General features: G+C 70.3%; 23 protein-coding genes. 6 read left to right on the forward strand and 17 right to left on the reverse strand.

The annotated features are described in order from the left end of the window. Positions 1 to 32: 32 nt before the first annotated feature. The 4 genes from dctA (at position 33) to JR064_RS09510 (ending at position 4,694) form a co-directional block, all read left to right on the forward strand. Positions 33 to 1,349: a C4-dicarboxylate transporter DctA gene (gene dctA, locus JR064_RS09495; RefSeq protein ID WP_179569975.1), complete on the forward strand. Its 1,317-nt coding sequence runs from the start codon at positions 33 to 35 to the stop codon at positions 1,347 to 1,349. Between the two features lie 72 nt (positions 1,350 to 1,421). Continuing rightward, complete coding sequence (locus JR064_RS09500; protein ID WP_206229565.1) at positions 1,422 to 2,744, forward strand: carbohydrate porin; 1,323 nt, start codon at positions 1,422 to 1,424, stop codon at positions 2,742 to 2,744. Positions 2,745 to 2,772: 28 nt separating this feature from the next. After that, a complete protein-coding gene (locus JR064_RS09505) occupies positions 2,773 to 3,795 on the forward strand; it encodes an amidohydrolase family protein (protein WP_179569979.1) in 1,023 nt (340 codons plus the stop codon). An 11-nt stretch (positions 3,796 to 3,806) separates the two neighbouring features. Next, complete coding sequence (locus tag JR064_RS09510) at positions 3,807 to 4,694, forward strand: amidohydrolase family protein (RefSeq protein WP_318241388.1); 888 nt, start codon at positions 3,807 to 3,809, stop codon at positions 4,692 to 4,694. Positions 4,695 to 4,924: 230 nt separating this feature from the next. On the opposite strand, the gene rpmG is transcribed toward JR064_RS09510, so the two are convergent. From rpmG to rsmG, 16 genes are all read right to left on the reverse strand, one after another. After that, positions 4,925 to 5,092: a 50S ribosomal protein L33 gene (rpmG, locus tag JR064_RS09515; RefSeq protein WP_170867542.1), complete on the reverse strand. Its 168-nt coding sequence runs from the start codon at positions 5,090 to 5,092 to the stop codon at positions 4,925 to 4,927. A 10-nt stretch (positions 5,093 to 5,102) separates the two neighbouring features. Continuing rightward, on the reverse strand, positions 5,103 to 5,339 hold the full coding sequence (rpmB, locus tag JR064_RS09520; protein WP_003467012.1) for a 50S ribosomal protein L28: 237 nt from the start codon (positions 5,337 to 5,339) through the stop codon (positions 5,103 to 5,105). A 172-nt stretch (positions 5,340 to 5,511) separates the two neighbouring features. Continuing rightward, complete coding sequence (locus JR064_RS09525) at positions 5,512 to 6,177, reverse strand: cation efflux transmembrane domain-containing protein (protein WP_206229566.1); 666 nt, start codon at positions 6,175 to 6,177, stop codon at positions 5,512 to 5,514. Positions 6,178 to 6,180: 3 nt separating this feature from the next. Beyond that, positions 6,181 to 9,393, reverse strand: a complete 3,213-nt coding sequence (locus JR064_RS09530; RefSeq protein WP_206229567.1) for an efflux RND transporter permease subunit — start codon at positions 9,391 to 9,393, stop codon at positions 6,181 to 6,183. A gap of 155 nt (positions 9,394 to 9,548) precedes the next feature. After that, positions 9,549 to 10,820, reverse strand: a complete 1,272-nt coding sequence (locus JR064_RS09535; RefSeq protein WP_241092964.1) for an efflux RND transporter periplasmic adaptor subunit — start codon at positions 10,818 to 10,820, stop codon at positions 9,549 to 9,551. 401 nt (positions 10,821 to 11,221) lie between these two features. Further along, entirely contained in the window at positions 11,222 to 12,493 is a 1,272-nt protein-coding gene (locus JR064_RS09540; RefSeq protein WP_206229569.1) for a TolC family protein, read from the reverse strand. Between the two features lie 55 nt (positions 12,494 to 12,548). Beyond that, positions 12,549 to 12,923 (reverse strand): hypothetical protein, encoded by a 375-nt coding sequence (locus JR064_RS09545; protein ID WP_179569991.1) that lies wholly within the window; start codon positions 12,921 to 12,923, stop codon positions 12,549 to 12,551. 342 nt (positions 12,924 to 13,265) lie between these two features. Continuing rightward, positions 13,266 to 15,095, reverse strand: coding sequence for a DUF885 domain-containing protein (locus JR064_RS09550; protein WP_206229570.1), 1,830 nt, complete (start codon positions 15,093 to 15,095; stop codon positions 13,266 to 13,268). Positions 15,096 to 15,362: 267 nt separating this feature from the next. After that, positions 15,363 to 15,890 (reverse strand): REP-associated tyrosine transposase, encoded by a 528-nt coding sequence (locus JR064_RS09555; RefSeq protein ID WP_241092965.1) that lies wholly within the window; start codon positions 15,888 to 15,890, stop codon positions 15,363 to 15,365. Between the two features lie 198 nt (positions 15,891 to 16,088). Further along, entirely contained in the window at positions 16,089 to 16,430 is a 342-nt protein-coding gene (locus JR064_RS09560; protein ID WP_064542378.1) for a lipid-A-disaccharide synthase N-terminal domain-containing protein, read from the reverse strand. A gap of 1 nt (position 16,431) precedes the next feature. After that, a complete protein-coding gene (locus JR064_RS09565) occupies positions 16,432 to 17,154 on the reverse strand; it encodes a glycosyltransferase family 2 protein (RefSeq protein WP_206229571.1) in 723 nt (240 codons plus the stop codon). A gap of 108 nt (positions 17,155 to 17,262) precedes the next feature. Further along, positions 17,263 to 18,228 carry an NAD-dependent epimerase/dehydratase family protein gene (locus tag JR064_RS09570; RefSeq protein WP_206229572.1) on the reverse strand — a complete coding sequence of 322 codons (966 nt, stop codon included), beginning with the start codon at positions 18,226 to 18,228 and terminating at the stop codon, positions 17,263 to 17,265. Beyond that, positions 18,225 to 18,959, reverse strand: coding sequence for a suppressor of fused domain protein (locus JR064_RS09575; protein WP_179569999.1), 735 nt, complete (start codon positions 18,957 to 18,959; stop codon positions 18,225 to 18,227). Before JR064_RS09575 ends, JR064_RS09570 begins: the two co-directional genes overlap by 4 nt. Positions 18,960 to 18,998: 39 nt before the next feature. Beyond that, the gene (locus JR064_RS09580; protein ID WP_206229573.1) at positions 18,999 to 19,922 is read right to left on the reverse strand and encodes a ParB/RepB/Spo0J family partition protein; all 924 of its coding nucleotides are present in this window, start codon (positions 19,920 to 19,922) and stop codon (positions 18,999 to 19,001) included. Then, complete coding sequence (locus JR064_RS09585; RefSeq protein WP_179570003.1) at positions 19,922 to 20,719, reverse strand: ParA family protein; 798 nt, start codon at positions 20,717 to 20,719, stop codon at positions 19,922 to 19,924. The genes JR064_RS09580 and JR064_RS09585 overlap by 1 nt, the downstream gene beginning before the upstream one ends. Before the next feature lie 97 nt (positions 20,720 to 20,816). Then, a complete protein-coding gene (gene rsmG, locus JR064_RS09590) occupies positions 20,817 to 21,458 on the reverse strand; it encodes a 16S rRNA (guanine(527)-N(7))-methyltransferase RsmG (RefSeq protein WP_206229574.1) in 642 nt (213 codons plus the stop codon). Positions 21,459 to 21,557: 99 nt separating this feature from the next. Here rsmG and JR064_RS09595 point away from each other — a divergent pair, with 99 nt between their 5' ends. Further along, positions 21,558 to 23,168, forward strand: a complete 1,611-nt coding sequence (locus tag JR064_RS09595) for an alkaline phosphatase D family protein (RefSeq protein WP_206229575.1) — start codon at positions 21,558 to 21,560, stop codon at positions 23,166 to 23,168. Positions 23,169 to 23,296: 128 nt separating this feature from the next. Here the strand turns inward: JR064_RS09595 and JR064_RS09600 are convergent, their stop codons facing one another. After that, positions 23,297 to 23,920, reverse strand: coding sequence for a 4'-phosphopantetheinyl transferase superfamily protein (locus JR064_RS09600; RefSeq protein WP_206229576.1), 624 nt, complete (start codon positions 23,918 to 23,920; stop codon positions 23,297 to 23,299). A gap of 129 nt (positions 23,921 to 24,049) precedes the next feature. Between JR064_RS09600 and JR064_RS09605 the strand changes: the two genes are divergently transcribed. Then, entirely contained in the window at positions 24,050 to 24,301 is a 252-nt protein-coding gene (locus JR064_RS09605) for a GlsB/YeaQ/YmgE family stress response membrane protein (protein WP_003466992.1), read from the forward strand. The last annotated feature ends 9 nt before the right edge of the window (positions 24,302 to 24,310 follow it).

Below are 24,310 nucleotides of genomic sequence, written 5' to 3' on the forward strand. Positions count from 1 at the left end.
GCGTTCACCATCAATTGCCTGGGAGGGTAGTTATGACAGTTGTGGAGAAGCGGCCGCGCCGCTTCGGAATCTTCGGACAACTCTGGTTTCAGGTGCTGATCGGCACCCTGATCGGCGTGCTTCTGGGCTGGCTGGCGCCAGCGACGGGTACCGCGATGAAACCCTTCGGCGATGCCTTCATCAAGCTGATCCGGATGATGATCGGGCCGATCATCTTCGTCACCGTGGTGCACGGCATCGCCGGCATGCGCGACATGCGCAGCGTGGGCCGGCTGGCGCTGAAATCGCTGATCTATTTCGAGGCGATCACCATCCTGGCGCTGATCGTCGGCCTGGTCGCAGTCGACCTGTGGCAGCCCGGCACCGGCATGAACATCGACCCGGCCAGCCTGGACGGCAACAGCATCAAGAACTACGTCAATACCGCGCACGACCAGTCGATCAGCGCCTACCTGATGAACATCATCCCCACCACGCTGGTCAGCGCCTTCACCGAAGCCCACGTGTTGCAGGTGCTGTTCGTGTCGGTGCTGTTCGGGGTCGGCCTGGCGGCGATCGGCGAGCGCGGCGAGCCGGTGATGCGGGTGATCGAAGCCACGTCGCAGACGCTGTTCCGGGTCATCGGTTACGTCATGTACTTCGCCCCGATCGGCGCGTTCGGCGCGATCGCCTTCACCGTCGGCCAGTTCGGCGCCGATTCGCTGATGGCGTTGGGCGAACTGATCATCGAGTTCTTCATGGTCTGCGCACTGTTCACCGTGCTCGTGCTCGGCACGGTGTGCTGGTGGTGCGGGGTCAGCCTGTGGCGGTTGCTGATGTACATCCGCGACGAGATCGTCATCGTCGCCGCCACCACCTCCACCGAGACGGTGCTGCCGCGGCTGATCGAGAAGATGAAGAAGCTCGGCTGCGAGGAGGGCGTGGTCGGCTTCGTGATCCCCGCCGGCTATTCGTTCAACCTCGACGGCACCTGCCTGTACCTGACTACGGTGGCGGTGTTCCTGGCGCAGGCCACCAATACGCCACTGACCGTCTGGCACGAGCTGGGCCTGATCGCGGTACTGCTGCTCACCTCCAAGGGCGCAGCCGGCGTGGCCGGGGCGGCGTTCGTGGTGCTGGCGGCGACGCTGTCCACCACCGGCACCATCCCGGTGGCGAGCATCGCGCTTATCCTGGGCATCCACCGCATCCTGGCCGAGGGCCTGACCTTCGTGAACCTGGTCGGCAACTCGGTGGCCACCATCGTGATCGCCAAGTGGGAAGACAAGCTCGACCACGCCGTGCTCGCCGAGTACGTCGGCAACCGCGCGCTGCGCCGCCGTCACCCTGTCGCCGTCACGCAATCCTGATCGCCTGCCCCGGCTGCGCCGGGGCGCCACCCGCTTACGCCATTCCGACCGCGAGGCCGGACAGGAGGCGCTGTGTCTCGCATCACACCTTCCATGCTGGCCCTGCTGCTCTGCGGACTCGCCGGCGGCGCCATCGCACCGGCGCTGGCGCAGGCCGCGCCGCCATCCACGCCCACCGCCAAGGCCGGCAAGGCGCCCGACGGCGTCGACCTGACCGTCGACTTCGTCGGCAACGTGGCCGGCAATCCCGTCGGCGGCGCCGACCAAGGCACCGCCGCCTCGTACTGGTTCATGGCCCAGTCCAGGTTCGACCTGGACACGCTGTTCGGCGTGCGCAATACCGAGGTCGACTTGCAGGCCGCATGGTTCGCCGGTGACAACCTGGCGCGCGAGGAAATCGGCAGTTCGATCAGCCTGCAGCAGACCTGGCGCCCGGTCGCCGGCGGGCGCCTGACCCGGCTCACCGTCAAGCACCGCTTCGACAACGGCCTAAGCGTCACCCTTGGCCGCGCGCCGCTGAACAGCTACTTCAACAACTCGCCGCTCAACTGCGCGTTCATGAGCAACGCGATCTGCCTGACTCCATTCGGCCCCATCACCGACATCGGCATTACCGCCTATCCCAACGCGTCGTGGGCGGCGATGCTGCGTTACGACTTCGATGCGCGCTGGTACGCGCAGGCCGGCGTGTTCGACTACGACAACGCGCTCAATGCCGCCGGCAAGAACGGCCTGGACTTCTCCCTGGGCGAAGGCAGCGGCACCCTCAGCGCCGGCGAGATCGGCTACCAAACCAGCTTCGCCAACGCACGCCTGCCGCTCACCGTACGCATCGGCGCCTATCGCAACAGCGACGGCGGCAAGAGTCCGTACTTCGACGTCAACGGCAATTCCGCTGGGCTCACCGGCAAGGCCTTCGCCAGCCTGGACGGCGCCCGCACCGGCGCCTATGCGATGGCCGACCAGACCGTATGGCGCGGCGCGGGCAAGCGCAACCTGGCGCTGTTCGGGCGCTACTTCGTCAACACCGGCAACGTCGCCGCGGTGCAGTACTTCGCCGCCGCCGGGCTGGTGAAGGCCGGTACCTTCGCCGGCCGCGACCAGGACACCTTCGCGATGTTCGTCTCCGACACTCACTTCGACCCCGAGCAGATGGCCTACCTGCGCGACCGCCGCATCCGCCACGGCGGCAGCGGCACGCCGCACAACGACGAGATCCTGGGCGAGATCAGCTACGGCTACGCGCTGCGGCCCGGCATCGTGCTGATGCCCAACCTCCAGTACGTGATCAATCCCGATCCGATCTACGCCCCCACCCGCATCACCGACATCCCCGATGCGCTGGTCCTGGGACTGCGTGTGGACGTGCATTTCGCCCAGCTGTTCGGCTGGTGATTCCTTCCCTCCCCCACCGAGGCTTGCCATGATCATCGACTGCCACGGCCACTACACCACCGCGCCGGCCGCGCACGACGCCTTTCGCAAGGCGCAGGTCGCGCATTTCGACGACCCAACGCAACCGGCGCCGGACTATCCGCGCATCTCCGACGACGCGATCCGCGACAGCGTCGAGCAACACCAGCTGCGGCTGCTGCGCGAACGCGGTGCCGACATGACCATCTTCTCGCCGCGCGCCAGCAGCATGGCCCACCACATCGGCGACGAGGCGGTGAGCCAGGTCTGGACCCGGCGCTGCAACGACCTGATCGCGCGCGTGGTGCAGCTGTACCCGGACAGTTTCATCGGCGTGTGCCAGTTGCCGCAGTCGCCGAACGTGCCGATCGCGCATTCGATCGCCGAGCTGGAGCGCTGCGTGAACGAGCTCGGCTTCGTCGGCTGCAACCTCAACCCGGATCCGTCCGGCGGCCACTGGACCGGCCTGCCGCTGACCGACAAGGCCTGGTATCCGTTCTTCGAGAAGATGGTCGAACTCGACGTACCGGCGATGGTGCACGTGTCCGGCAGCTGCAACGCCAACTTCCACGCCACAGGCGCGCACTACCTCAACGCCGACACCACCGCGTTCATGCAGTTCCTGCAAGGCGACCTGTTCCGCGACTTCCCCGAGCTGCGCTTCGTCATTCCACACGGCGGCGGCGCGGTGCCCTACCACTGGGGCCGCTTCCGCGGCCTGGCCGACATGCTCGGCAAGCCGCCGCTGGCCGAGCACGTGATGAAGAACGTGTTCTTCGACACCTGCGTCTATCATCAGCCCGGCATCGACCTGCTGTTCGAGGTGATCGACATCGGCAATATCCTGTTCGGCTCGGAGATGGTGGGCGCGGTGCGCGGCATCGATCCACACACCGGCCACTACTTCGACGACACCAAGCGCTACATCGATGCCTTGGCGATCTGCGATGCCGACAAGCGCAAGGTGTTCGAAGGCAACGCGCGGCGCGTGTATCCGCGCCTGGATGCGCAGCTGACGGCGAGGGGCCTGTGATGGGAACGCTTGTGACGCGCACGTTCCGCAAGGATGCCGATTGGCTGGATTTCGATCCGGCCCCGAGCAAGCCGCGCTTCGTGCCGCCGGCGGGCGCGGTGGACGCGCACTGCCACGTGTTCGGCCCGGGCGAGGTGTTCCCGTATGCGCCCGAGCGCAAGTACACGCCGTGCGACGCCGGCAAGGAGCGGCTGTTCGCGCTGCGCGATTTCCTCGGCTTCGAACGCAATGTGATCGTACAGGCCACCTGCCACGGCGCCGACAACCGCGCCCTGGTCGATGCGCTGCGCGCCGCCGGCGCGCGTGCGCGCGGCATCGCCACAGTGCGCGACAGCGTCGGCGACGCGGAGCTGCAGGAACTGCACGATGCCGGCGTGCGCGGGGTGCGCTTCAATTTCGTACGCCGCCTGGTCGATCCCAAGCCCGATGCCTACTACCGCCGCATCATCGACCGCATCGCCGCGCTCGGCTGGCAGGTGGTGGTGTATTTCGAGGCGGCCGACCTGGAGGAGCGCTGGGATTTCTTCACCTCGCTGCCGACCACGGTAGTGGTCGACCACATGGGCCGGCCGGATGTGAGCAAGCCGGTGGACGGGCCGGAATTCCAGCGCTTTGTGCGCCTGTTGGCCGAGCACGACAACATCTGGAGCAAGGTCAGCTGTCCGGAACGGCTGTCGCGCCTCGGACCGCCCGGCTACGACGACGTGGTGCCGTTCGCGAAGCACCTGGTCGAGCGCTTCCCCGAGCGCGTGCTGTGGGGCACCGACTGGCCGCACCCGAACATGAAACAGCACATGCCCGACGACGGCATGCTGGTCGACTTCATCCCGCGCATCGCAGCGACCGCCGAACTGCAGCGCAAGCTGCTGGTGGACAATCCGATGCGCTTGTATTGGTGAGGCCGGGATTGGGGATTCGGGATTGGCGGAAGCCGAGCGGCCATTCGCTGCCTCGGCGTCATGCCCGGCGTCGCCGGGTCCGATCGCCACGCCGCAGCGGATGGGCTGGCCCGACCGCAGCGGGCGAAGCTGCCTGAGTCGATCGCAGCGAGGCCGCGCGCCACAAAGACGAAACCCGCCTTGCGGCGGGTTCCGTGTCGACCTCGAAAGGCGATCCAGCGATCAGTCGATCACTTGATCTTGCCTTCCTTGTACAGCACGTGCTTACGCACGACCGGGTCGTACTTCATCATTTCCATCTTCCCCGGGGTGTTCTTCTTGTTCTTGTCCGTGGTGTAGAAGTGGCCGGTGGCGGCCGAGGAAATCATACGGATCTTGTCACGCTTGCCTGCCATGATTGTTTACTCCTCAGACCTTTTCGCCGCGCGCGCGCAGCTCTTTCAGAACGGCATCGATCCCGTTCTTGTCGATGGTGCGCAACGCATGCGCGGAAACACGGAGCTTGATCCAGCGGTTCTCGCTGGCGACCCAGAAGCGGCGCTCGTGCAGGTTGGGCAGGAAGCGACGACGGGTTCTGTTGTTGGCGTGGGAGACGTTGTTACCCGTCTGCACACGCTTGCCGGACACTTGGCATACGCGGGACATTACGCACCTCGATAAATAGTTTGAGTCGCCCATAGCCTGGGAGACGGCGGCCCCGGCAGCCTTGCGGCCGCCACGCGACGTGGGAAATCAAGCAGTTACGCTGGGAGAGGCCGGCCGGAAATCGCGTGTCCGGCCGCCGGCCCGACAGCAGTCGGGCACAGCGAGCCGCGCATTATGCATGCCTTTCCCTTGTGTCGCAAGCACTTACCGCCGCCGCGCGGGCCTGGCGCAGTTCCGCCCAGGCGCGCCGCGCCACCTGCCAGGCCGAGCGCAGGAACAGCAGCAGCAGCGCCGCGGCGATCAGCAGGTCCGGCCAGCCGGCGCCGAACGCCCACACCGCGATGCTGGCCAGGATCACCGCGCCGCCCTCGTAGACGTCGTTGAGCGAGCACGCCCAGGCCGAGGCCAGGTTGATGTCGCCACGGCGGTACGGCCACAGCAGGCGCAGGCACAGCAGGTTCGCCGCCAGGTTCAGCGCCGCGGCCACGCCCATGCTCTCGAACAGCGGCAGCTGCGGGTGCAGCAGCTTCCAGCCGATGCCGGCGGCCACCGCCAGCGCCGCGGCCAGGATCAGCGCGGCCTTGAGCAGCGCCACCCGCGCCTTCGCCGCCAGGCTGGCGCCGACCACGGCCAGGCTCAGCGCATAGGTCAGCGCATCGCCGAGGTTGTCCAGGCTGCCGGACAGCAGCGAGGCCGAGCCGCTGTGCCAGGCGCTGCCCAGCATCATCGCGAAGGTGCCGGCGTTGATCGCCAGCACCCACCACAGCACCCGCCGCTGGCGCGCCTGCATCGCCGCCACATCCAGGGTCTTGCCGCATCCGCAGCAGCTGTCGGCCATCGCTCACCTCGCCAAGGTCGGAGCATCCGCCGGGGCGGACGCCGATGCGGCATTGTCGCGCCGGTGCAGCCAGCGGTACAGCACCGGCAGCACCAGCAGGGTCAGCAGCGTGGACGAGACGATGCCGCCGATCACCACCGTGGCCAGCGGCCGCTGCACCTCCGCGCCGGCGCCGACGTTGAACGCCATCGGCACGAAGCCCAGCGCCGCCACCAGCGCGGTCATCAGCACCGGCCGCAACCGCGCCAGCGCGCCGTCGCGCAGCGCCTGCGCCAGCGGCAGGCCGTCCTCGCGCAGCTTGCGCACGAAGGCGATCATCACCAGCCCGTTCAACACCGCCACCCCGGACAGCGCGATGAAGCCGACCCCGGCGGAGATCGACAGCGGGATGCCGCGCAGCGCCAGCGCGACCACGCCGCCGGTCAGCGCCAGCGGTACGCCGCTGAACACGATCGCCGCGTCGCGCAGCGAGCCGAACGACCAGTACAGCAGCGCGAAGATCAGCAGCAGCGTGGCCGGCACCACCCAGGCCAGGCGCTGCCCGGCCGAGATCAGCTGCTCGAAGGTGCCGCCGTAGCCGATCCAGTAGCCGCTGGGCAGTTCCACGTCGGCCTGTACGCGGCGCTGCAGTTCGGCGACGAAGCCGCCGAGGTCGCGGTCGCGCACGTTGGCGGTGACCACGATGCGGCGCTTGCCGTCCTCGCGGTTGATCTGGTTCGGCCCCAGCACGGTGTCCACCTTGGCCACCTCGCGCAGCGGCACGGTGATCGGCGTGCCGCTGCGCCAGCCGGGCGCGCGGCTGGACTCGTCGGCGTCGCCACGCTCGCCGTCGCCGCGCAGCGGGATCGGCAGGTCGGCCAGTGCCGCCGGATCCTGGCGCAACGCCTCGGGCAGGCGCACCACAATGGCGAAACGGCGGTCGCCCTCGAACAGCTGCCCGGCGTCCTGCCCGCCCACCGCGGCCGCCACCGTGTCCTGCACCACGCCGGGATTGAGTCCGTAGCCGGCCAGCGCGGTGCGGTCCGGGACCACGGTCAGCATCGGCAGGCCGGTGGCCTGCTCGAGCTTGACGTCGGCCGCGCCGGGCACGGTCCTGGCCACCTCCTCGATGCGCCGGCCGACCTCCACCAGCGTGTCCAGGTCGTCGCCGTAGAGCTTGATCGCCACGTCCGCGCGCACCCCGGAGATCAGCTCGTTCATGCGCATCTGGATCGGCTGGGTGAACTCGTAGTTGTTGCCGGGCAACTGCTGCACCGCCGCCTCGATCTCGGCCAGCAGCTGCGCCTTGGGCTTGCGCGGATCGGGCCATTGCGCGCGCGGCTTCATGATCAGGAAGGTGTCGGCCACCGACGGCGGCATCGGGTCGGTGGCGACCTCGGCGGTGCCGAGCTTGCCGAACACGTGCGCCACTTCCGGGAACTGCTTGATCCGCCGCTCCAGCGTGGACTGCATGGCGATCGCCTGTTCCAGGCTGGTGCCGGGAATGCGCAGCGCATGCAGGGCGATATCGCCTTCGTCGAGGTTGGGGATGAACTCGGTGCCCAGCCGCGTGGCCAGCACGCCGCACAGCAGCACCAGCGCCAGCGCGCCGGCGCCGATCCAGCGCGCGTGGCGCAGCGCGCCGTCCAGCAGCGGCGCATACGCCTGCCGCGCCCAGCGCATCGCGCGGTTCTCGTGCTCGGCGACCTTGCCGCCCAGGGTCAGCGCGATCGCCGCCGGCACGAACGTCAGCGACAGCAGCATCGCCCCGGTCAGCGCCAGCACCACGGTGATCGCCATCGGGTGGAACATCTTGCCTTCGATGCCGGTCAGCGCGAACACCGGCAGGTACACCGCGGCGATGATGCCCACGCCGAACAGGCTGGGACGGATCACCTCGGCGGTGGCCTGCGCGGTCAGCTCGAAGCGCTCGGCGGCGCTGAGCACGCGGCCCAGGCGCTGCTGCGCCTGGCCAAAGCGGCTCAGGCAGTTCTCCACGATGATCACCGCGCCATCGACGATCAGCCCGAAATCCAGCGCGCCCAGGCTCATCAGGTTGCCGGACACGCCGCCGCGGACCATGCCGGTGAGGGTGAACAGCATCGCCAGCGGAATCACCGCCGCGGTGATCAGCGCGGCGCGGAAATTGCCCAGCAGCAGGAACAGCACCGCGATCACCAGCAGCGCGCCTTCGACCAGGTTCTTGGCCACGGTGGCGATGGTGCGGTCGACCAGCGCGGTGCGGTCGTACACCGGCACCGCCTGCACGCCCGGCGGCAGGCTGCGGTTGGCCTGCTCGAGCCGGGCCGCCGAGGCCTGCGCCACCGCGCGGCTGTTGGCGCCGACCAGCATGAACACCGTGCCCAGCACCACCTCGCTGCCGTCCTGGGTGGCGGCGCCGGTGCGCAGTTCCGGCCCTTCGCCGACCTGGGCCACGTCGCGCACCCGGATCGGCACGCCTTCGCGCCGGTCCAGCACGATCGCGCCGATCTCGGCGATGCCGCTGACCTGCCCCGGCACCCGCACCAGGAACTGCTGGCCATTGCGTTCGATGTAGCCGGCGCCGACGTTGCGGTTGTTGGCCTCGACCGCGCGCGCCACGTCGTCCAGGGTGAACCCGAGCGCGACCAGCCGCGCCGGATCCGGGGTGATGTGGATCTGCCGCGCATAGCCGCCGATGGTGTTGACCTCGGTCACGCCGGGCACGTTGCGCAGCTGCGGCCGCACCACCCAGTCCTGCAGCGTGCGCAGGTCGGTGGCGGTCCAGGCGCTGCCGTCGGGCTTGCGCGCGTTCGGCTTGGCCTCGACCGTGTACATGAAGATCTCGCCCAGGCCGGTGGCGATCGGCCCTAGTTGCGGCTCCAGTTCCGGCGGCAGCTGCGACTTCACCTGCTGCAACCGCTCGGCCACCTGCTGTCGCGCGAAGTACAGGTCGGTGCCGTCGGCGAACACCACGGTGACCTGCGACAGCCCGTAGCGCGACAGCGAGCGGGTGGATTCCAGTCCCGGCAGGCCGGCCAGCACCGTCTCCAGCGGGAAGGTGACGCGCTGCTCGGCCTCCAGCGGCGAATAGCCGGGCGCGGCGGTGTTGACCTGCACCTGCACGTTGGTGATGTCGGGCGTGGCGTCGATCGGCAGGCGCGAGAAACTCCATGCGCCGATCGCGATCAGCACCCCGGTCAGCGCCAGCATCAGCCAGCGCTGCGCGATGGCGAAGCGGATCAGGTTAGCGAGCATGGCGGCGGCCTCCGCGTGCGGGGCAGTCGCATGGCGCGCCGCTCTTTTGTAGGAGCGGCTTCAGCCGCGACCGCTCTGCCGGCATCGCGTCTACGGTCGGGTATCTGTCGCGGCTGAAGCCGCTCCTACAGGGGGGCCAGGGCGCGGTGCGCAGGTCAATGATCATGCGACGCCCCCGACTTCTCGATGTCCGCCTTGACCAGGTAGCTCTGCTCCACCACCACCTGGTCGCCGGCCTTCAGTCCCGACAGCACCTGCACCTGGCGCGCATCGCGCGCGCCGAGTTGCAGCGGCCGCACTTCGTAGGTCTCGCCCACGCGCACGAACACCACGTCCCAGTCGCGGAAGGTCTGCAAGGCGGTCACCGGCACCACCAGGTCGGCCGGTTGCTGCGCCACCGTGACCCGCGCCTTCACCGCCGAGCCCGGCCGCCACAAACCGTCCTCGTTGCGCAGCACCGCGCGCGCCACCGTGCTCTGGCTGGCCGTGGCGGTCCCCGGCAACACGCGTTCCAGCGTGGTCTGCGCGACCGTGCCGTCGCTGATCCGGGTCACCGTCACCGGCGCGCCGGCGGCGATGTGGCCGGCATCGGCACCGAAGATGTGCAGGTCCACCCACAGCGTGGACAGGTCGGCGATCTCGAACAGCGCCTGGCCCTCGGCGGCGCTGCTGCCGACGCTGGCAGTGCGCGCCAGCACCGTGCCGGCGATCGGCGCGCTGATCGTGTAGGTGGTCAGGCTCAGGTTGCTTTCCACCGTGGCCAGCGCCTGCCCGGCGCGCACGCGGTCGCCGACGTTGGCGCGCAGGCTGCGCACCGGGCCGGGGAAGCGCGCGGTGGCCTGCGCCTGGGCGCCTTCGGCCGGGGTCAGCAGGCCTTGCACCTCGTGCTCGTCGGCGATGCTGCCGGGGCCGACCGGAGCCACGCGGATGCCCGCATCGGCGGCGATCTTCGCCGCGATCCCGGTACGCCCTTCGTAGCTGGGATAGGTCCAGCGCAGCGCCTTGCCCTGCACCGTGGCGCGCACCTCGACGTCGAACGAATGCGGCTCGCGCACCACGCTGTCGGCCAGCAGGCTGCCGTCGTCGCGCGCGCGCAGGCGGTGCGTCTCGGCGACGCCACCCAGACGCTTGAGTTGCACCTCGACGCTGCCGGCGGCCGGCGGCAACGGCTTGCCGTCGCGGTACAGCCAGGCCTGGTAGGTCGGCGGCGTGCCGTCCTCGGCGATCGCCAGTTCGACCGCGGCGCCGTCCTGTTCGAGCAGGCGGCCGCCATGCGCGCCCTTGCGTGCTTCCTCGGCATGGGCTTCGCCGCCGTCGCCATGCGCATCGGCTTCGTCGTGGCTGGCGTCGTCGCCCGCGCCGGCGCAACCGCCGAGCAGCAGTCCAAGCAACAGCGGCGCGATCAGCGCAGCGGATTTGAGTTTCATCGTAGGAAGTCCTGAAAGATGCCGGCGGCGGGCGCCAGGCATCGGGAGAAGGGAGTCGGACGCGATGGCATTCGCCGGCGCCGCATGGCGCGGCGCGCGCGGCGGCATGGCAGGCGGCGGATCCTTGCGAGCGGCGCTGGCGATCGCCGTGTCCGCAGAGCGGCTGGCATCGGCCGGTGCTATGCACAGCGCCAGCGCTGCATGTCGCGCGCGGTGCTGGCACAGCGTGCGGCGTCGTGCGACTGCCTCGGAGATGGTCGCGCCGGTCAGCAATCGGTGGCACCAGGCACGCGCGACGCTGCGCACGACCTGCCGCACGGACCACGGCAATGGCGCTCCATTCGTCGGGACGGCGTCGGCAGACGCCAGCGCGCGGCGAATGCGCAACGGCAACGAGCGGCTCATCGCGCCACCTGTGCCGCGGGCGCGAGCACGAATGGCTGCCCGGTCAGGCGCTGGATCTCGATCAGCGCGGTCTGCGCCTCGATCGCGGCGGCGAGCTGCTGCCGCCACGCATCGCCGTGCTGCGCCTGCAGCTGCGCCCATTCCAGATAGCTGATCGCACCGCCGCGATAGGCGCGCTCGGCGGCGGCCTCGGCGCGCGCCAGTTTCGGCAGCACGTCGTCGTGCATGCGCGCCACTTCCAGTTGCGCGGCGCGGTAGCGGCCGTGCGCGTCGGCGAGCGTGGAGTACAGCGCCAGCGCCTGGGTTTCGCGCTCCACGCCGAGCAGGTCGCGCTCGGCCTCGGCGGCGCGGATCTCCGGCTGCGCGCGCGCCGCGCTGCCCAACGGCAGCGAGATCCCGGCCACCAGCGCGGTGGCGTCGCCGTCCTGCAGCCGGCGCACGCCGAACTGCCAGTCCAGGTCCGGCCGCGCCTGGCTGCGCGCCAGCCGTAGTCGCGCCTCGCGCACGCGCGCCTCGCCGGCGAAGCGTGCCAGCTCCGGGGTGGCATCGAGCAGCGCGGCCAGCAGGTCGAAATCCGGCACTGCCGGCAACGCCAGGGGATCGCCGGTCACCTGCGCGAAGCCGGGATCGCGTTCGCCCCACAGCACCGCCAGGTGGCGGCGCGCGGCGGCATGCTCCTGCTGCGCGCGGTCGCGGTCCAGTTCCGCACGCGCCTGCAGCGCCTGCGCGGTCAGCAGCACCGATTCGGGCGAGGCGCCGGCCTGCAGCCGCTGCCGCGCCGCGGCCACCGTGCGCTGGCGCTGCGCCAGGTCGGCGGCGGCGATGGCCTGGCGCTGCGCGGCGGCGGCGATCGCCAGGTAGCGGCGCGCGACCTCGGCGAGCAGGTCCAGCCGCGCCAGTTCGCGCTGCGGCGCCAGCGCGTCGATGCGCGCCTGCGCCAGCGTGCGACGCGCGTCGAGCTTGCCGCCGCGTTCGAGCACGCCGGCCAGGCTGACGGTCAGTTCGGCCTGGTCCAGGCCGCGTGCGCGGCCGCTGCCGAAGGCATTCTCCAGTTCGGCGCCCAGCCGCAGCGGCGGACGCAGCGCCTCGCGCTCGGCCTCGGCGGCGAGCACACGGCGCTGGCCGTCGGCCAGGCGCAGGTCGGGATGGGACCGGGCGACGCGGGCGAAGGCGTCGTCCAGGGTGAGCACAGCATCGGGCGGCACGGCCTGCGCCCACGCGCAGGGCGCGACCGCGAAGGCGGCAACAGCCGCCAGTCGCAACCACATGGGACTTCTCCGGATTCGGGGATCGATGGACGGGCCGGCAGGCGCCGGCGGTGCATCAAGCCGCGATCGGAGGCCGCAGCGGGGTGTCCAGCAGGTGCGAGCGGTAGTCCTGGTGTCCCGCGACCGGGCGCGGCTGCGCGGCCAACGGCAGGCCCTGCCAGATCAGCGACGACAGCAGCGCCGGGCTCTGCCCGTGGCAGTAGCCGCTGTGCATCAGCGCGTGCAGCAGGCCGGCGCCATCGCGTTCTCCGGCGCCATCGCCATCGCCGCGGTGCGGCGCTTCTTCGTCCACATGCGCCTGGTCGTGCGCCAACGCATGCACATCGCCCAGCGCGCAGGCCACCGGCGCCACCAACACGCCCAGCGCCAGCATCGCCAGCGCCATCAGGCGCAGCAACGGGTGGAGCAGGCGGGCACGGCGGATGGACATGGCGCCAGCCTAGCGATGCGGGTGGGGTTACACAATCGCAGGCGGGAGATGGGGGGAGGAGCGCGCGGCGGCGGTGGCCTCCTCCGGTGCCGACGATCGCGAGCCTGCGTCGGTCGCGCATTGGCCGGCTGGGTCTGGCCGCTGCGCTTCCATGCCATGAGGCGATCGTGCCATTCGCCGGCGCCGCCGCCGCGCTCTCATGCCGCGAGGGCGGCGTCCCCTCATCCGAGGTTGGCCGCTGTGCCCTCATGCTGCGCGAGCGGTCGTACCCTCATCCGGCGCTGCGCCCTCCCTTCTCCCGGTGGGAGAAGGGAGGGCGTGCGCGCGGTTTCGCCACAGCGGCTATTCGGGCTTGGCCGCGACGGACTTGCGGGTGGCGGCCTGCTGCTTGCTCTCGGCGATGAACGCGCGCACCTGCTGCTGCAAGACCGGCAGCGGCACCGAGCCCTGTTTCAGCACCGCGTCGTGGAAGGCCTTGATGTCGAAGTCCGCGCCCAGCGCCTGCTCGGCCTCGGCGCGCAGCTTGAGGATGGCGATCTCGCCGAGCTTGTAGCTCAGCGCCTGCCCCGGCCAGGAGATGTAGCGGTCGACCTCGGTGGTGACCTCGTGCTCGCTGAGCGCGGTGTGCTCGCGCAGGTAGGCCAGCGCCTGCTCGCGGGTCCAGCCCTTGTGGTGCACGCCGGTGTCGATCACCAGCCGGCAGGCGCGCCACATTTCGTAGCTGAGCCGGCCGAAGTCCTCGTACGGGGTTTCGTAGATGCCCATCTCCTTGCCCAGCTTTTCGGTGTACAGCGCCCAGCCTTCGCCGTAGGCGGAGATGTAGTTCTCGCGGCGGAACGCCGGCTGCGCGCCCTGCTCTTCGGCCAGCGCGCCCTGCAGCGAGTGGCCCGGCGAGGACTCGTGCAGGGTCAGCGCCGGCAGGTTGTACAGCGGGCGCGACGGCAGGTTGTAGGTGTTGAGCCAATAGGTGCCGACGCCGCCACGGCCGGCGGTCCAGAACGGCGCGATCTCCGGCGGCACCGGCACGATGGTGAAACGCCCGCGCGGCAGCGTGCCGATGAACTTGCCGACTTCGCCATCCACGCGCTTGGCGATCCACGCCGCGCGATCGAGCAGTTCCTGCGGCGTCTTGACGTAGAACTGCGGATCGGTGCGCAGGAACTGCAGGAACGCCGGGAAGGTCTGCTGCCCGGCCGGCGCCTTGAAGCCGACCTGCCGGATGATCGCGTCCATCTCCTTCTGGATCCGCGCCACTTCCTGCAGGCCCAGCTGGTGGATCTGCTCCGGGCGCATCTCCAGCGTGGTGTATTCGCGGATCTGCTGCTGGTAGTAGGCCTTGCCATCGGGCAGCGCTTCGGCGGCCAGCGTGGTGCGCGCCTGCGGCACGTACTCTTCGCGATAGAAGCGCAGCAGCTGCGCGTACGCCGGGATCACCTTGTTGCGGATCGCCGCCTGCGCCTGCGCGCGCAGCGCCTGCTGCTCGGCGGCCGGGATCTGCGCCGGCAGCTGCTTGAACGGCGCGTACAGCGCGGCCGCGGTCGGATCCTTGAGCTCGGCGACGTTGGCGATCGACCCGTCGCGCCCTTCCAGCACCGCGCGCGGCACGCTGAAGCCGCGCTTGAGGCCGGCGCGCATGTTGTCGGTCTGCTGCGCGAAATAGCGCGGCACGTCGTCGAGCCGCGCGATGTAGGCGCGGTACTCGGCCGGGGTGCGCAGCGTGCGCCGCGCCATGAAGCCCAGGTCGGACCAGAACGAGCTGTCGGAATTGAACGGCATCTCGTAGGCGCGCAGGCGCACCGCGGCGGCGAGGTTCTCGATCTGCGGGCGGTACACCGCCAGGTTGACCTGGTTGTCGGCCGACAGCTGCGCCGGATCGATCGCCTCCAGCTGGCGCAGCACGTCGTCCCACACCTTCAGCCGCGCCGCCTGCGCCGCCGCGCCGACGTCGGGCAGCTGCTGGTTGTCGCCGCTGCTGTCGCTGTCCTCGTCGGCCTGCCCGACCTGCGCCTGCCGCCACGTCCACTCCTTCTCGTAGATGGCCTGGAAGCGGGCATCGGCAGCGGAGGCGGTGGCCGCCGCCGGCGGGACGGCCGGCGCTGCGGCCAGCGCCGGCGTGGCGAATGCGAGCGCGAGCAACAGGGAAGCGGCCAGCGGGGTCTTGGCGATCGGCATGGGCGGCGGCAGGCAGTGGGAACGAGATCCCGATGATCGCATCCTGCGTGCAACAGGGGGTGGGCCGGAAGTCCTGGCACTGCACTGATCGGAGACTGACAACGACGACGCGCTGCGCTCTGCCGAACCGACCGGGCCGAACAGCCCTGGCCGACAGCTGCCGCCGGCATTGGCGCTGAAGCTGGTCCCACAGCGCCTTCCCGCTCCCGGCGAGCCATTGTGGGAGCGACTTCAGTCGCGACGAGCGGAGCACGACCCTCCCCAAATTCACCCACTTCTTCTGTGCACCATCCGGATTACAGTGTCGGAACGAGCACTCCTGCCCTTCGCCATATCCAGCCAGACCGCATCCCAATACGGATACCTGCCAAGCCTGTCCACCAGGCCCGCACGTAACGGATTGGCGACGATGTAGCGCGCACTCGGCAAGATGTCTCGCTCGTGGCGCAGCGCATGGTCGTGAAAGCCCGGCATCCACACCGACCCGCCTCGGCCCCGTGCCAGATTCACCGCCCTGGCCGCCCTGCCCTTGGCGTTCTGCATGACGCTCGACAATGGACGGTTGCCTTCGAGTTGAAGCAATCCATGCCAGTGATCGGGCATCAACGCCCAGCACAGCAACTGCGCATCGTCCCATGTCGCGGCATTGGCAAGGCAGGCCGCGGCGGCCCAGGCGCAGCGCCAGTCCTCGAACAGGCGCTGGCGTTCGCAGGTTACCGCCGTCACCAGATAGATGCGGCCCGATTCGGTGCAGCGCCCTGCGCGCAACGCGCGAGAGCCGCGGGGAGGTTGCATGTGCATGCCGCCAGCGTCGTCGCTGGGACATGGCGGCGCCATCGGGGATCGACCCGAGGCGCTATCGGAAAATGCACAGAGCGCGATGGCGGAGCCTGCAAGGCGTCGGGACTGAAGTCCCTCCCACAAGAGGCGCCATGCCGGGCACTTCAGCCTCGCCTCGGCTTCTGACTGCCCTCGATAGCAACCGCCGTTGCCTCAATGCGACGCGCGATCCCGGTGCCAGCCGCGGTGCTTGATGTCCAAGTACAGGCTGTAGAACGCGGTGAAGGCGGGGAACAGGTTCTGCAGCACGCCGACCGAGTCCTGCTTGGCCGAGAACAGGAAGTAGCTCAGCGTCATCAGGCTGCCGACCACGCTCATGTACCAGAACAGGCGCGGGATCACCGGCTTGCCGGCGCGCTTGGAGGCGACGAACTGCACCAGCCAGCGGCCGCCGAACATCAGCGCGCCAACGTAGCCGATCAGCTTCCAGCCGGTGACGTGCAGCCCGGTCCAGTACAGCGCCTGGATCGGTTCGTTGAGGAAATGCGCTTCCATCTCAGCGCTCCTGCACCACGGTGCGGCGACTGCGCGCGATCAGCCAGGCCACGCCGCGCAGGTCGCGGATGCCGACCAGCGCGCGGTTGAGGTTGTTGTACTTGGACACGCCCGAGGTGCGGTGGCGGTGGTTCACCGGCACGCTCAGGGTCTGCCAGCCGGCGCGCTGCATCAGCGCCGGCAGGTAGCGGTGCATGTGGTCGAAATAAGGCAGGTCCAGGAACGCCTCGCGCTCGAACAGCTTGATGCCGCAGCCGGTGTCGGGGGTGTCGTCGCGCAGCATGCGCGCGCGGATCGCGTTGGCCCACTTGGAGGCCCAGCGCTTGCTGCCCGAGTCCTGCCGCGACACGCGCCAGCCGGCGAACAGCTTGACCTGCGCGGCGGCGGCGGCGCGCGCGGCGAGCAGCTTGGGGATGTCGGCCGGGTCGTTCTGGCCGTCGCCGTCGAGGGTGGCGATCCACGCGCCGCGCGCGGCCTTGACCCCGTTGCGCACCGCGGTGCTCTGCCCGCTCTGGGTGACGTGGTGCAGCACCCGTAGCTCCGGCACGCTCGCCTTCAGCCCGTCCAGCACGGCCAGGGTGTCGTCGCGCGAATGGTCGTTGACATAGACGATCTCGAAGTCGGTCACGCCGCGCAGCGCGGCGACGATCTCGGCCACCAGCGGCGGCACGTTGTCGCGCTCGTTGAACACCGGGACGACGACGGAAAGGGAAGGCTGGTTCATGGCTCGATTAGGCTCGACGGCAACGCAATGGGGGAACGCGGGGAACGGCGGCAACGCCGCAAAAAGACCGCGCATTGTGCCCCGGGCCGGTGACCCGGGGCTGAAGCGTCAGGCCGCGGCACCGAAATACTCGCGGCACCACTGCACCACCTGCGGCAGCCCGACCTCGATCGGGGTGCTCGGATCGAAGCCGAACGCGGCGTGGGCGCGCGCAGTATCGGCCATCGTCTCGACCATGTCGCCGGGCTGCATCGGCTTGTAGACCTTCTCGGCGGCGCGGCCGGCGGCGGCCTCGATCACGCCGATGAAGCGCTCCAGTTCGACCGGGGTGTGGTTGCCCAGGTTGAACACGCGGTGCGGCACCGCGTCCGTCGACGGGTGGTCGAGCGCGCCGAGCACGCCGGCGACGATGTCGGCGACGAAGGTGAAGTCGCGGCGCATGCGCCCGTGGTTGAACACCTCGATCGGGCGCCCGGCCAGCACCGCGCGGCTGAACAGCAGCGGCGCCATGTCCGGCCGGCCCCACGGCCCGTACACGGTGAAGAAGCGCAGGCCGGTGGCGCGCAGGCCGTACAGCTGCGCATAGGTGTAGGCCATCAGCTCGTTGGCGGCCTTGGTCGCCGCGTACAGCGAGCGCGGCTGGTCGATGCGCTGGTCTTCGGAAAACGGCGGCGTCGCCGAATCGCCGTACACCGAGCTGCTCGACGCGTAGGCCAGGTGCTGCACGCCGCGGTGCCGGCACAGTTCCAGCACGTTGACGAAGCCGACCAGGTTGCTGTCGACGTAGGCGTACGGGTTCTGCAGCGAATAGCGCACCCCCGCCTGCGCGGCCAGGTGCACCACGCGCTCGGGACGGATTTCGTCGAACAGCGCGGTCAGGCCGTCGCGGTCGGTGAGGTCGAGCCGGCGGATATCGGCCTGCGGACACAGCGCGGCGACGCGGTCGCGCTTGAGCTGCGGGTCGTAGTAGTCGTTGTAGTTGTCCAGCCCCACCACCGTCTCGCCGCGCGCGGCCAGCGCACGGCAGGTGTAGGCGCCGACGAAGCCGGCCGCGCCGGTGACCAGGACCGTCATCGCTGCCACCAGCGCCGCTTGCGCACCACGTTGCGACGCTGCGGATCGACGATGTCGCTGATCTCGTGCGCGGCGAACCTGTCCAGCAGCGCATCGCTGCCCTCGCGCAGCTTCAGCGCCATCTCCTCGGGATACAGCGGCACCACCGCCAGGAAGTGGATGGTCTTGTCGGCGTCCACGGCCAGTTCCTCGAAGCCGTCAGGCACAGTGACAGACGGCAGCACGATCGCGCCGTCGAGCGCGGTGTTCGCCGCATACGGCTCGGCCGGATCGCCATTGGGCACGGTATGCCCCCAGCCCAGCCAGGTGGCGTGCTTGTGCGGCAGCCGCGCAAGACCCTTGAGCAGGCGGATCGGCCAGTACCAGCGTTCGTCGTCAAACGCGTCCTGCTGCAGCCGCCAGTCGCCCGGCAGGGTCATCACCAGTTCCAGGTACCGCGGCGCCGCCACGCCCTCGGGCAGGGTCATCGGCAGATCGCTCATGCCCGAGGTGACCAGGCGCGCGAACGGGAAGTCCGCGCTCGGGGCGACCAGGTGCACGTCGATGTGCACGGTATCGGACACGATCTCGTGGAAGACCGTCGCCACCGGACCCAGGTGCGCCTCGATGTGCTCGCTGATCTGTTCCAGGCACATCTCGCCCTGCGCCGGCTGCCACGCGCTGGCCTCGCCGTGGCGCAGGATCGGGGTGCCGCTGAGGCTGACGATGTCGGCGGAGGACTCGGAACTCATGCGTCGCTCACTCGGGCGCCAGGCTGAGCGCAGCGGCGCTCAGCCGACCTTGCCGCGCAGCCGCTCCAGCACGCCGTCGAGCGTGTCCAGGTCGGTGTAGTGGATCACCAGCTTGCCCTTGCCGCCGCGGCCGTGGGCGATGGCGACCTTGGTGCCCAGCGATTCGGACAGCTCGGTCTCCAGCGAGGCGATATCGGCCTGCGGGGCGACGCGGCCGGGCTTGGCCTTGCGGTTGCTGGGCACCTTGCCGGCGGCGAACTGCTGCGCGCGGTGCTCGACCTCGCGCACCGACCAGCCCTGGTCGGCGGCGTCGGAGGCCAGGCGGCTGGCCAGGTCCGGCGACAGCGTCAGCAGCGCGCGCGCATGGCCCATTTCCAGGCGCCCGGCCTCGAGCAGCGCGCGGATCGCCGGCGGCAGCTCCAGCAGGCGCAGCAGGTTGGACACCGAGGCGCGCGAGCGGCCCACCGCTTCGGCCGCCTCGGCGTGGGTCAGCGCGAATTCGTCGATCAGCCGCTGCAGCGCCTGCGCTTCCTCCAGCGGGTTGAGGTCCTCGCGCTGGATGTTCTCGATCAGCGCCATGGCGATGACGGTGCGGTCGTCGAGCTCGCGCACCACCACCGGCACTTCGCTCAGCCCGGCCAGCTGCGAGGCGCGCCAGCGGCGTTCGCCGGCGACGATCTCGAACTTGCCCGGCGCCAGTTCGCGCGCGACGATCGGCTGGATCACGCCCTGCGCCTTGATCGACTCGGCCAGCTCCTGCAGCTTGCCCTCGTCCATTTCCTGGCGCGGCTGGTACTTGCCCGGCTGCAGCTGCCCGACCGGCAACTGGCGCAGGCTCTCGCCGGGCTGCGCTGCGTCGTTGGGCGCCGGCGCGGCCGCGCCGCCCTTCGGTCCCAGCAGCGCTTCCAGGCCACGGCCCAGGCCGCGCTTCTTCGCTCCGAGGGCGGGGGGCTTGGCGGTCATCAGTAGGTCTCCATGGCCGGGGCGGGCCTGTTGCGTTCGTTACGACGGCGCACGATCTCGCCGGCCAGGCCCAGGTAAGCCACGCCGCCGCGCGAAGTGCGGTCGTAGCCGACGATGCTCTGGCCATGGCTGGGCGCCTCGGCCAGGCGCACGTTGCGCGGCACGATGGTGCGGAACACCTTGTCGCCGAAGTGGTTGGTCAGCTCCGCCGACACCGCGTTGGCCAGGTTGTTGCGCACGTCGAACATGGTGCGCAGCACGCCTTCGATCTCCAGCGTCGGATTGAGGTTGGCGCGCAGCGCTTCGATGGTCTCCAGCAGCGCGGTCAGCCCTTCCAGCGCGTAGTACTCGCACTGCATCGGCACGATGATCGAGTCGGCGGCGGTCAGCGCGTTCAGGGTCAGCAGCGACAGCGCCGGCGGGCAGTCGATCAGGATGAAGTCGTACTCCTCGCGCAGCGGCGCCAGTGCGGTCTTCAGCCGCTGCTCGCGCGCCGGCTGGTCCATCAGCTGGATCTCGGCGGCGGTCAGGTCGATGTTGCCGGGCAGCAGGTCGAAGCCTTCCGGCGCGGTCACCCGGATCTGCGCGGCGCTGCTTTCGCCCAGCAGCACGTCGCAGGTGGACGCGGCCAGCTCGCGCTTGTCGATGCCGCTGCCCATCGTCGCGTTGCCCTGCGAATCCAGGTCCACCAGCAGCACGCGCTGCGGCTGGCGCGCGAGCGCCGCCGCCAGGTTGACCGCCGTGGTGGTCTTGCCGACGCCGCCTTTCTGGTTGGCGATGGCGATGATGCGGGCCATGCGGGAGCCTCGTCGGCGATGGGTGGGACCGGGCATTATGCGGGCACACCCCCCCGGGGCGGAAATCGGCGTCGGCGCGCCGGCCCCGCCCGGCGGCTCAGCCGCGCTCGACCACCACCAGGTGGCGGTCCGCGCCCAGCCCCGGCACCTGCAGCGGGTGCACCGCCTGCGCCACCCAGCCCGGTGGCAGCGCGGCGATCTCCTCGTCCGGGCGCACGCCCTTCATCGCCAGCAGCCGCCCGCCCGGGCGCAGCAAATGGCCGCCGACGGCGACGATGCCGGCCAGCGTGTCCAGCGCGCGCGCGGTCAGGAAATCGTAGGCGCCGGGTTCGTCCACGGCCTCGGCGCGCGACTCGGCCACGCGCGCGTTGTCCAGGCGCAGCTGGCGCACCGCCTCGCGCAGGAACCGCGCCTTCTTGCCGTTGCTCTCGACCAGGGTCACCTGCAGCTGCGGCCGCGCGATCGCCAGCGGGATGCCGGGCAGCCCCGGGCCGGTGCCCAGGTCGGCCAGCGTGCCTGCTTCCACGAACGGCTGCATCGCCAGCGAATCGAGCAGGTGGCGGGTCACCATCTCGTGCGGATCGCGGACCGCGGTGAGGTTGTAGGTGCGGTTCCAGCGCGCCAGCAGCGCCAGGTAGGCCAGCAGCGGCGGCGCCAGCGCGGCGGCGTCCAGGCCTTGCGCGCGCAGGCCCTGGTCGAGCGCGGCGCGGACGGAGTCGGGAAGAGAGGCGTCGTTCATCGCCCGATTATCGCAGGTGCCGCCACCGTCACCGCCATGTAGCCGACATCGTCGCGGCCTATGCTGCGCAGCGGTTCATTGCAGTCGTGGTGCAGCGGCATGTCGGATCTCCAGAAAACCCCATCGGCCAACACCGGTGCCCCACCCGATCATGGCCGGCGCCGGGTCCTGGCCGGGCTGGGCCTGCTCGTCGCCACGCCGCTGCTGAGCCCGTTCGCGCGGGCGCGCGGGTTCGACGATCCGTTCACCCTGGGCGTGGCCGCCGGCGATCCGCTGGCCGACGGCATGGTGCTGTGGACCCGGCTCGCGCCGCAGCCGCTGGCGGCCGACGGCCTGGGCGGCCTGCGCGAGGCGGTACCGGTGCGCTGGAGCGTGGCCACCGACCCGGGCATGGCGCAGGTGGTGCAGCGCGGCGTGGCGACGGCGCATCCGCGCTGGGGCCACTCGGTGCACGTGGAAGTGAGCGGACTGCAGCCGGGCCGGCCGTACTGGTACCGGTTCGAAGCGCTGGGCGCGCAGAGTCCGCTGGGCTGCGCACGCACCGCCCCGGCGCCGGGCAGCCTGGCCGAGGCGCGCTTCGGCTTCGTCTCCTGCTCGCACTGGGAACAGGGCTATTTCAGCGCCTACCGGCACCTGGCCGCCGAGCAGCCGGACGTGGTGTTCTTCCTCGGCGATTACATCTACGAGTACAGCATCAAGGGCGAGGCCGCCGCGCAGGTCGTGCGCCCGCACGGCAGTGGCGACTGCCTGGATCTGGCCGGCTACCGCAACCGCTATGCGCTGTACCGCACCGACCCGGACCTGCAGGCGCTGCACGCCACGGCCGCCTGCGTGGCGACCTGGGACGACCACGAGGTGCAGAACGACTACGCCAACCGCTGGTCGCAGGATCCGAAGATCCCCACCGCGCAGTTCCTGCGCCGCCGCGCCGCCGCCTACCAGGCGATGTACGAGCACTTCCCGCTGCGCGCGCAACACCGCCCGCGCGGCGCGAACATGCGCCTGTATCGCGCGCTGGACTATGGCGCGCTGGCGCGCTTCTTCGTGCTCGACGGCCGCCAGTACCGCAACGAGCAGCCGTGCATCCTGCCCAACGGCTGGCGCGGCGGGCATGTCTCAGCGGCCGACTGCACCGACATCGACGACCCGTCGCGCAGCATGCTCGGCGCGGCGCAGGAACGCTGGCTGCACGCCGGCTTCGCCCGCTCGAGCGCGCGCTGGAACGTGATCGCACAGGATCTGCTGGTCGCGCCGCTCGTGCAGCGCGATCCCAAGGACGGCCACCTCGGCCACTGGACCGACGGCTGGGACGGCTATCCGGCCACACGCGAGCGCATGCTGCGCGCGATCGCCGACAGCAAGCTGCGCAACCCAGTGTTCTGGGGCGGCGACATCCATTCCTACTGGGTCACCGACCTGAAGGCCGATGCCGCCGATCCGCAATCGCAGACCCTGGCCACCGAATTCGTCGGCACCTCGGTGACCTCCAACGGCCCGCCGTCGGAGGCGATCGTGCAGATGCTGCCGAACAACCCGCACGTGCGCTATTTCGAGGGCCGCCAGCGCGGCTACGTGTCGGTGTCGCTGAGCCAGGCGCGGATGGAGACCCGGCTGCAGGCCATTTCCGAGCGCAGCGACCGCCTGGCCACGGTGTCCACGCTGAAGCGCTTCGTGGTCGAGGACGGCCGCGCCGGCGCGGTGGAGGCGTGAACCGCGGCGGCGGACGCACCCGCCTCGCTGCCGCTTCCTTGTAGGAGCGGCTTCAGCCGCGACAGGCACTCCCTGCACCCGTGCTGCCTGTCGCGGCTGAAGCCGCTCCTACAGGGGCCGGGCGGCGCCTACGCCGACGCGAGCGGATACCAGGCCAGCGCGGCGCGATAGCCCGGCACCGGCACCCACTCGTGCACCCGCCAGCGCGCGGCCTCACCCAGCGCCGGGTCGCACCAGGCCAGTTGCAGCACGCCTGCGCCGTCTTCGGCGAAGCGCAGCCGGTGCAGCCCGAACGACAGCCCGTGCCCGTGCGCCTTCAGCAACGCTTCCTTGGCGCACCACAGTCGGAAGAACCATGCCTCGCGCGCCGGCTCGGCCAGCGCCTGCAACGCCGCGACCTCGTCGGGATGGAAGAAACGCTGCGCCAACTCCAGCAACCGCGGCCGCGCGCGCTGGTGTTCGATGTCCACGCCTAGCCGCGTATGCGCGCCGATTGCCACCAGCAGATAGTCGCCACTGTGGCTCCAGCCGGTGCCGACATGCGCCAACGGCGCATGCAGCCATGGCCGGCCGCGTTCGTCGCGGCGCAGCGGCAGTTGCGCCTCCGGCGTGGCCAGCTCGACGGACAGCAGCCGCCGCGCCTGCGCCTCGCCGGGCGTGCGCGGCGGATGCGTGCGCAGCCACAGCGCCACCGGACCGAACCGCCAATCGGGGGGATCCGGGCGCAACGGCGCTTCGGCAGGCTCGCTCACGCGACGCCCACATAGCACAATGGCCGCTGCGCCAGCCATGCCTGGGTACACGGGCGCTTCACGGCAGCGCTCCTTAAATGGCGCACGCCACACCGCTCCCGGTGCGGGCAGAACCGAGGAGTCTTACCCATGGGCATCATCATCTGGTTGATCGTCGGCGGCATCGTGGGCTGGCTGGCCAGCATCATCATGCGCCGTGACGCACAGCAGGGCATCATCCTGAATATCGTCGTCGGCATCGTCGGCGCGTTGATCGCCGGCTGGTTGTTCGGCGGCGGCATCAACCAGGCGATCACGCTGTGGACGTTCCTGTACTCGTTGATCGGCGCGGTGATCCTGCTGGCCATCGTCAACCTGTTCACCCGCGGCCGCGCGCGCTAAGCGCAAACG

This window comes from Xanthomonas bonasiae (assembly GCF_017163705.1).
GTDB lineage: Bacteria > Pseudomonadota > Gammaproteobacteria > Xanthomonadales > Xanthomonadaceae > Xanthomonas_A > Xanthomonas_A bonasiae.

Coding starts and splice junctions, on each gene's coding strand:
- dctA (WP_179569975.1), top strand. CDS start 33: ATGACAGTTGTGGAGAAGCGGCCGCGCCGCTTCGGAATCTTCGGACAA.
- JR064_RS09505 (WP_179569979.1), top strand. CDS start 2,773: ATGATCATCGACTGCCACGGCCACTACACCACCGCGCCGGCCGCGCAC.
- rpmB (WP_003467012.1), bottom strand. CDS start 5,339: ATGTCCCGCGTATGCCAAGTGTCCGGCAAGCGTGTGCAGACGGGTAAC.
- JR064_RS09525 (WP_206229566.1), bottom strand. CDS start 6,177: ATGGCCGACAGCTGCTGCGGATGCGGCAAGACCCTGGATGTGGCGGCG.
- JR064_RS09530 (WP_206229567.1), bottom strand. CDS start 9,393: ATGCTCGCTAACCTGATCCGCTTCGCCATCGCGCAGCGCTGGCTGATG.
- JR064_RS09535 (WP_241092964.1), bottom strand. CDS start 10,820: ATGAAACTCAAATCCGCTGCGCTGATCGCGCCGCTGTTGCTTGGACTG.
- JR064_RS09540 (WP_206229569.1), bottom strand. CDS start 12,493: ATGTGGTTGCGACTGGCGGCTGTTGCCGCCTTCGCGGTCGCGCCCTGC.
- JR064_RS09545 (WP_179569991.1), bottom strand. CDS start 12,923: ATGTCCATCCGCCGTGCCCGCCTGCTCCACCCGTTGCTGCGCCTGATG.
- JR064_RS09550 (WP_206229570.1), bottom strand. CDS start 15,095: ATGCCGATCGCCAAGACCCCGCTGGCCGCTTCCCTGTTGCTCGCGCTC.
- JR064_RS09555 (WP_241092965.1), bottom strand. CDS start 15,890: ATGCAACCTCCCCGCGGCTCTCGCGCGTTGCGCGCAGGGCGCTGCACC.
- JR064_RS09560 (WP_064542378.1), bottom strand. CDS start 16,430: ATGGAAGCGCATTTCCTCAACGAACCGATCCAGGCGCTGTACTGGACC.
- JR064_RS09565 (WP_206229571.1), bottom strand. CDS start 17,154: ATGAACCAGCCTTCCCTTTCCGTCGTCGTCCCGGTGTTCAACGAGCGC.
- JR064_RS09570 (WP_206229572.1), bottom strand. CDS start 18,228: ATGACGGTCCTGGTCACCGGCGCGGCCGGCTTCGTCGGCGCCTACACC.
- JR064_RS09575 (WP_179569999.1), bottom strand. CDS start 18,959: ATGAGTTCCGAGTCCTCCGCCGACATCGTCAGCCTCAGCGGCACCCCG.
- JR064_RS09580 (WP_206229573.1), bottom strand. CDS start 19,922: ATGACCGCCAAGCCCCCCGCCCTCGGAGCGAAGAAGCGCGGCCTGGGC.
- JR064_RS09585 (WP_179570003.1), bottom strand. CDS start 20,719: ATGGCCCGCATCATCGCCATCGCCAACCAGAAAGGCGGCGTCGGCAAG.
- rsmG (WP_206229574.1), bottom strand. CDS start 21,458: ATGAACGACGCCTCTCTTCCCGACTCCGTCCGCGCCGCGCTCGACCAG.
- JR064_RS09595 (WP_206229575.1), top strand. CDS start 21,558: ATGTCGGATCTCCAGAAAACCCCATCGGCCAACACCGGTGCCCCACCC.
- JR064_RS09605 (WP_003466992.1), top strand. CDS start 24,050: ATGGGCATCATCATCTGGTTGATCGTCGGCGGCATCGTGGGCTGGCTG.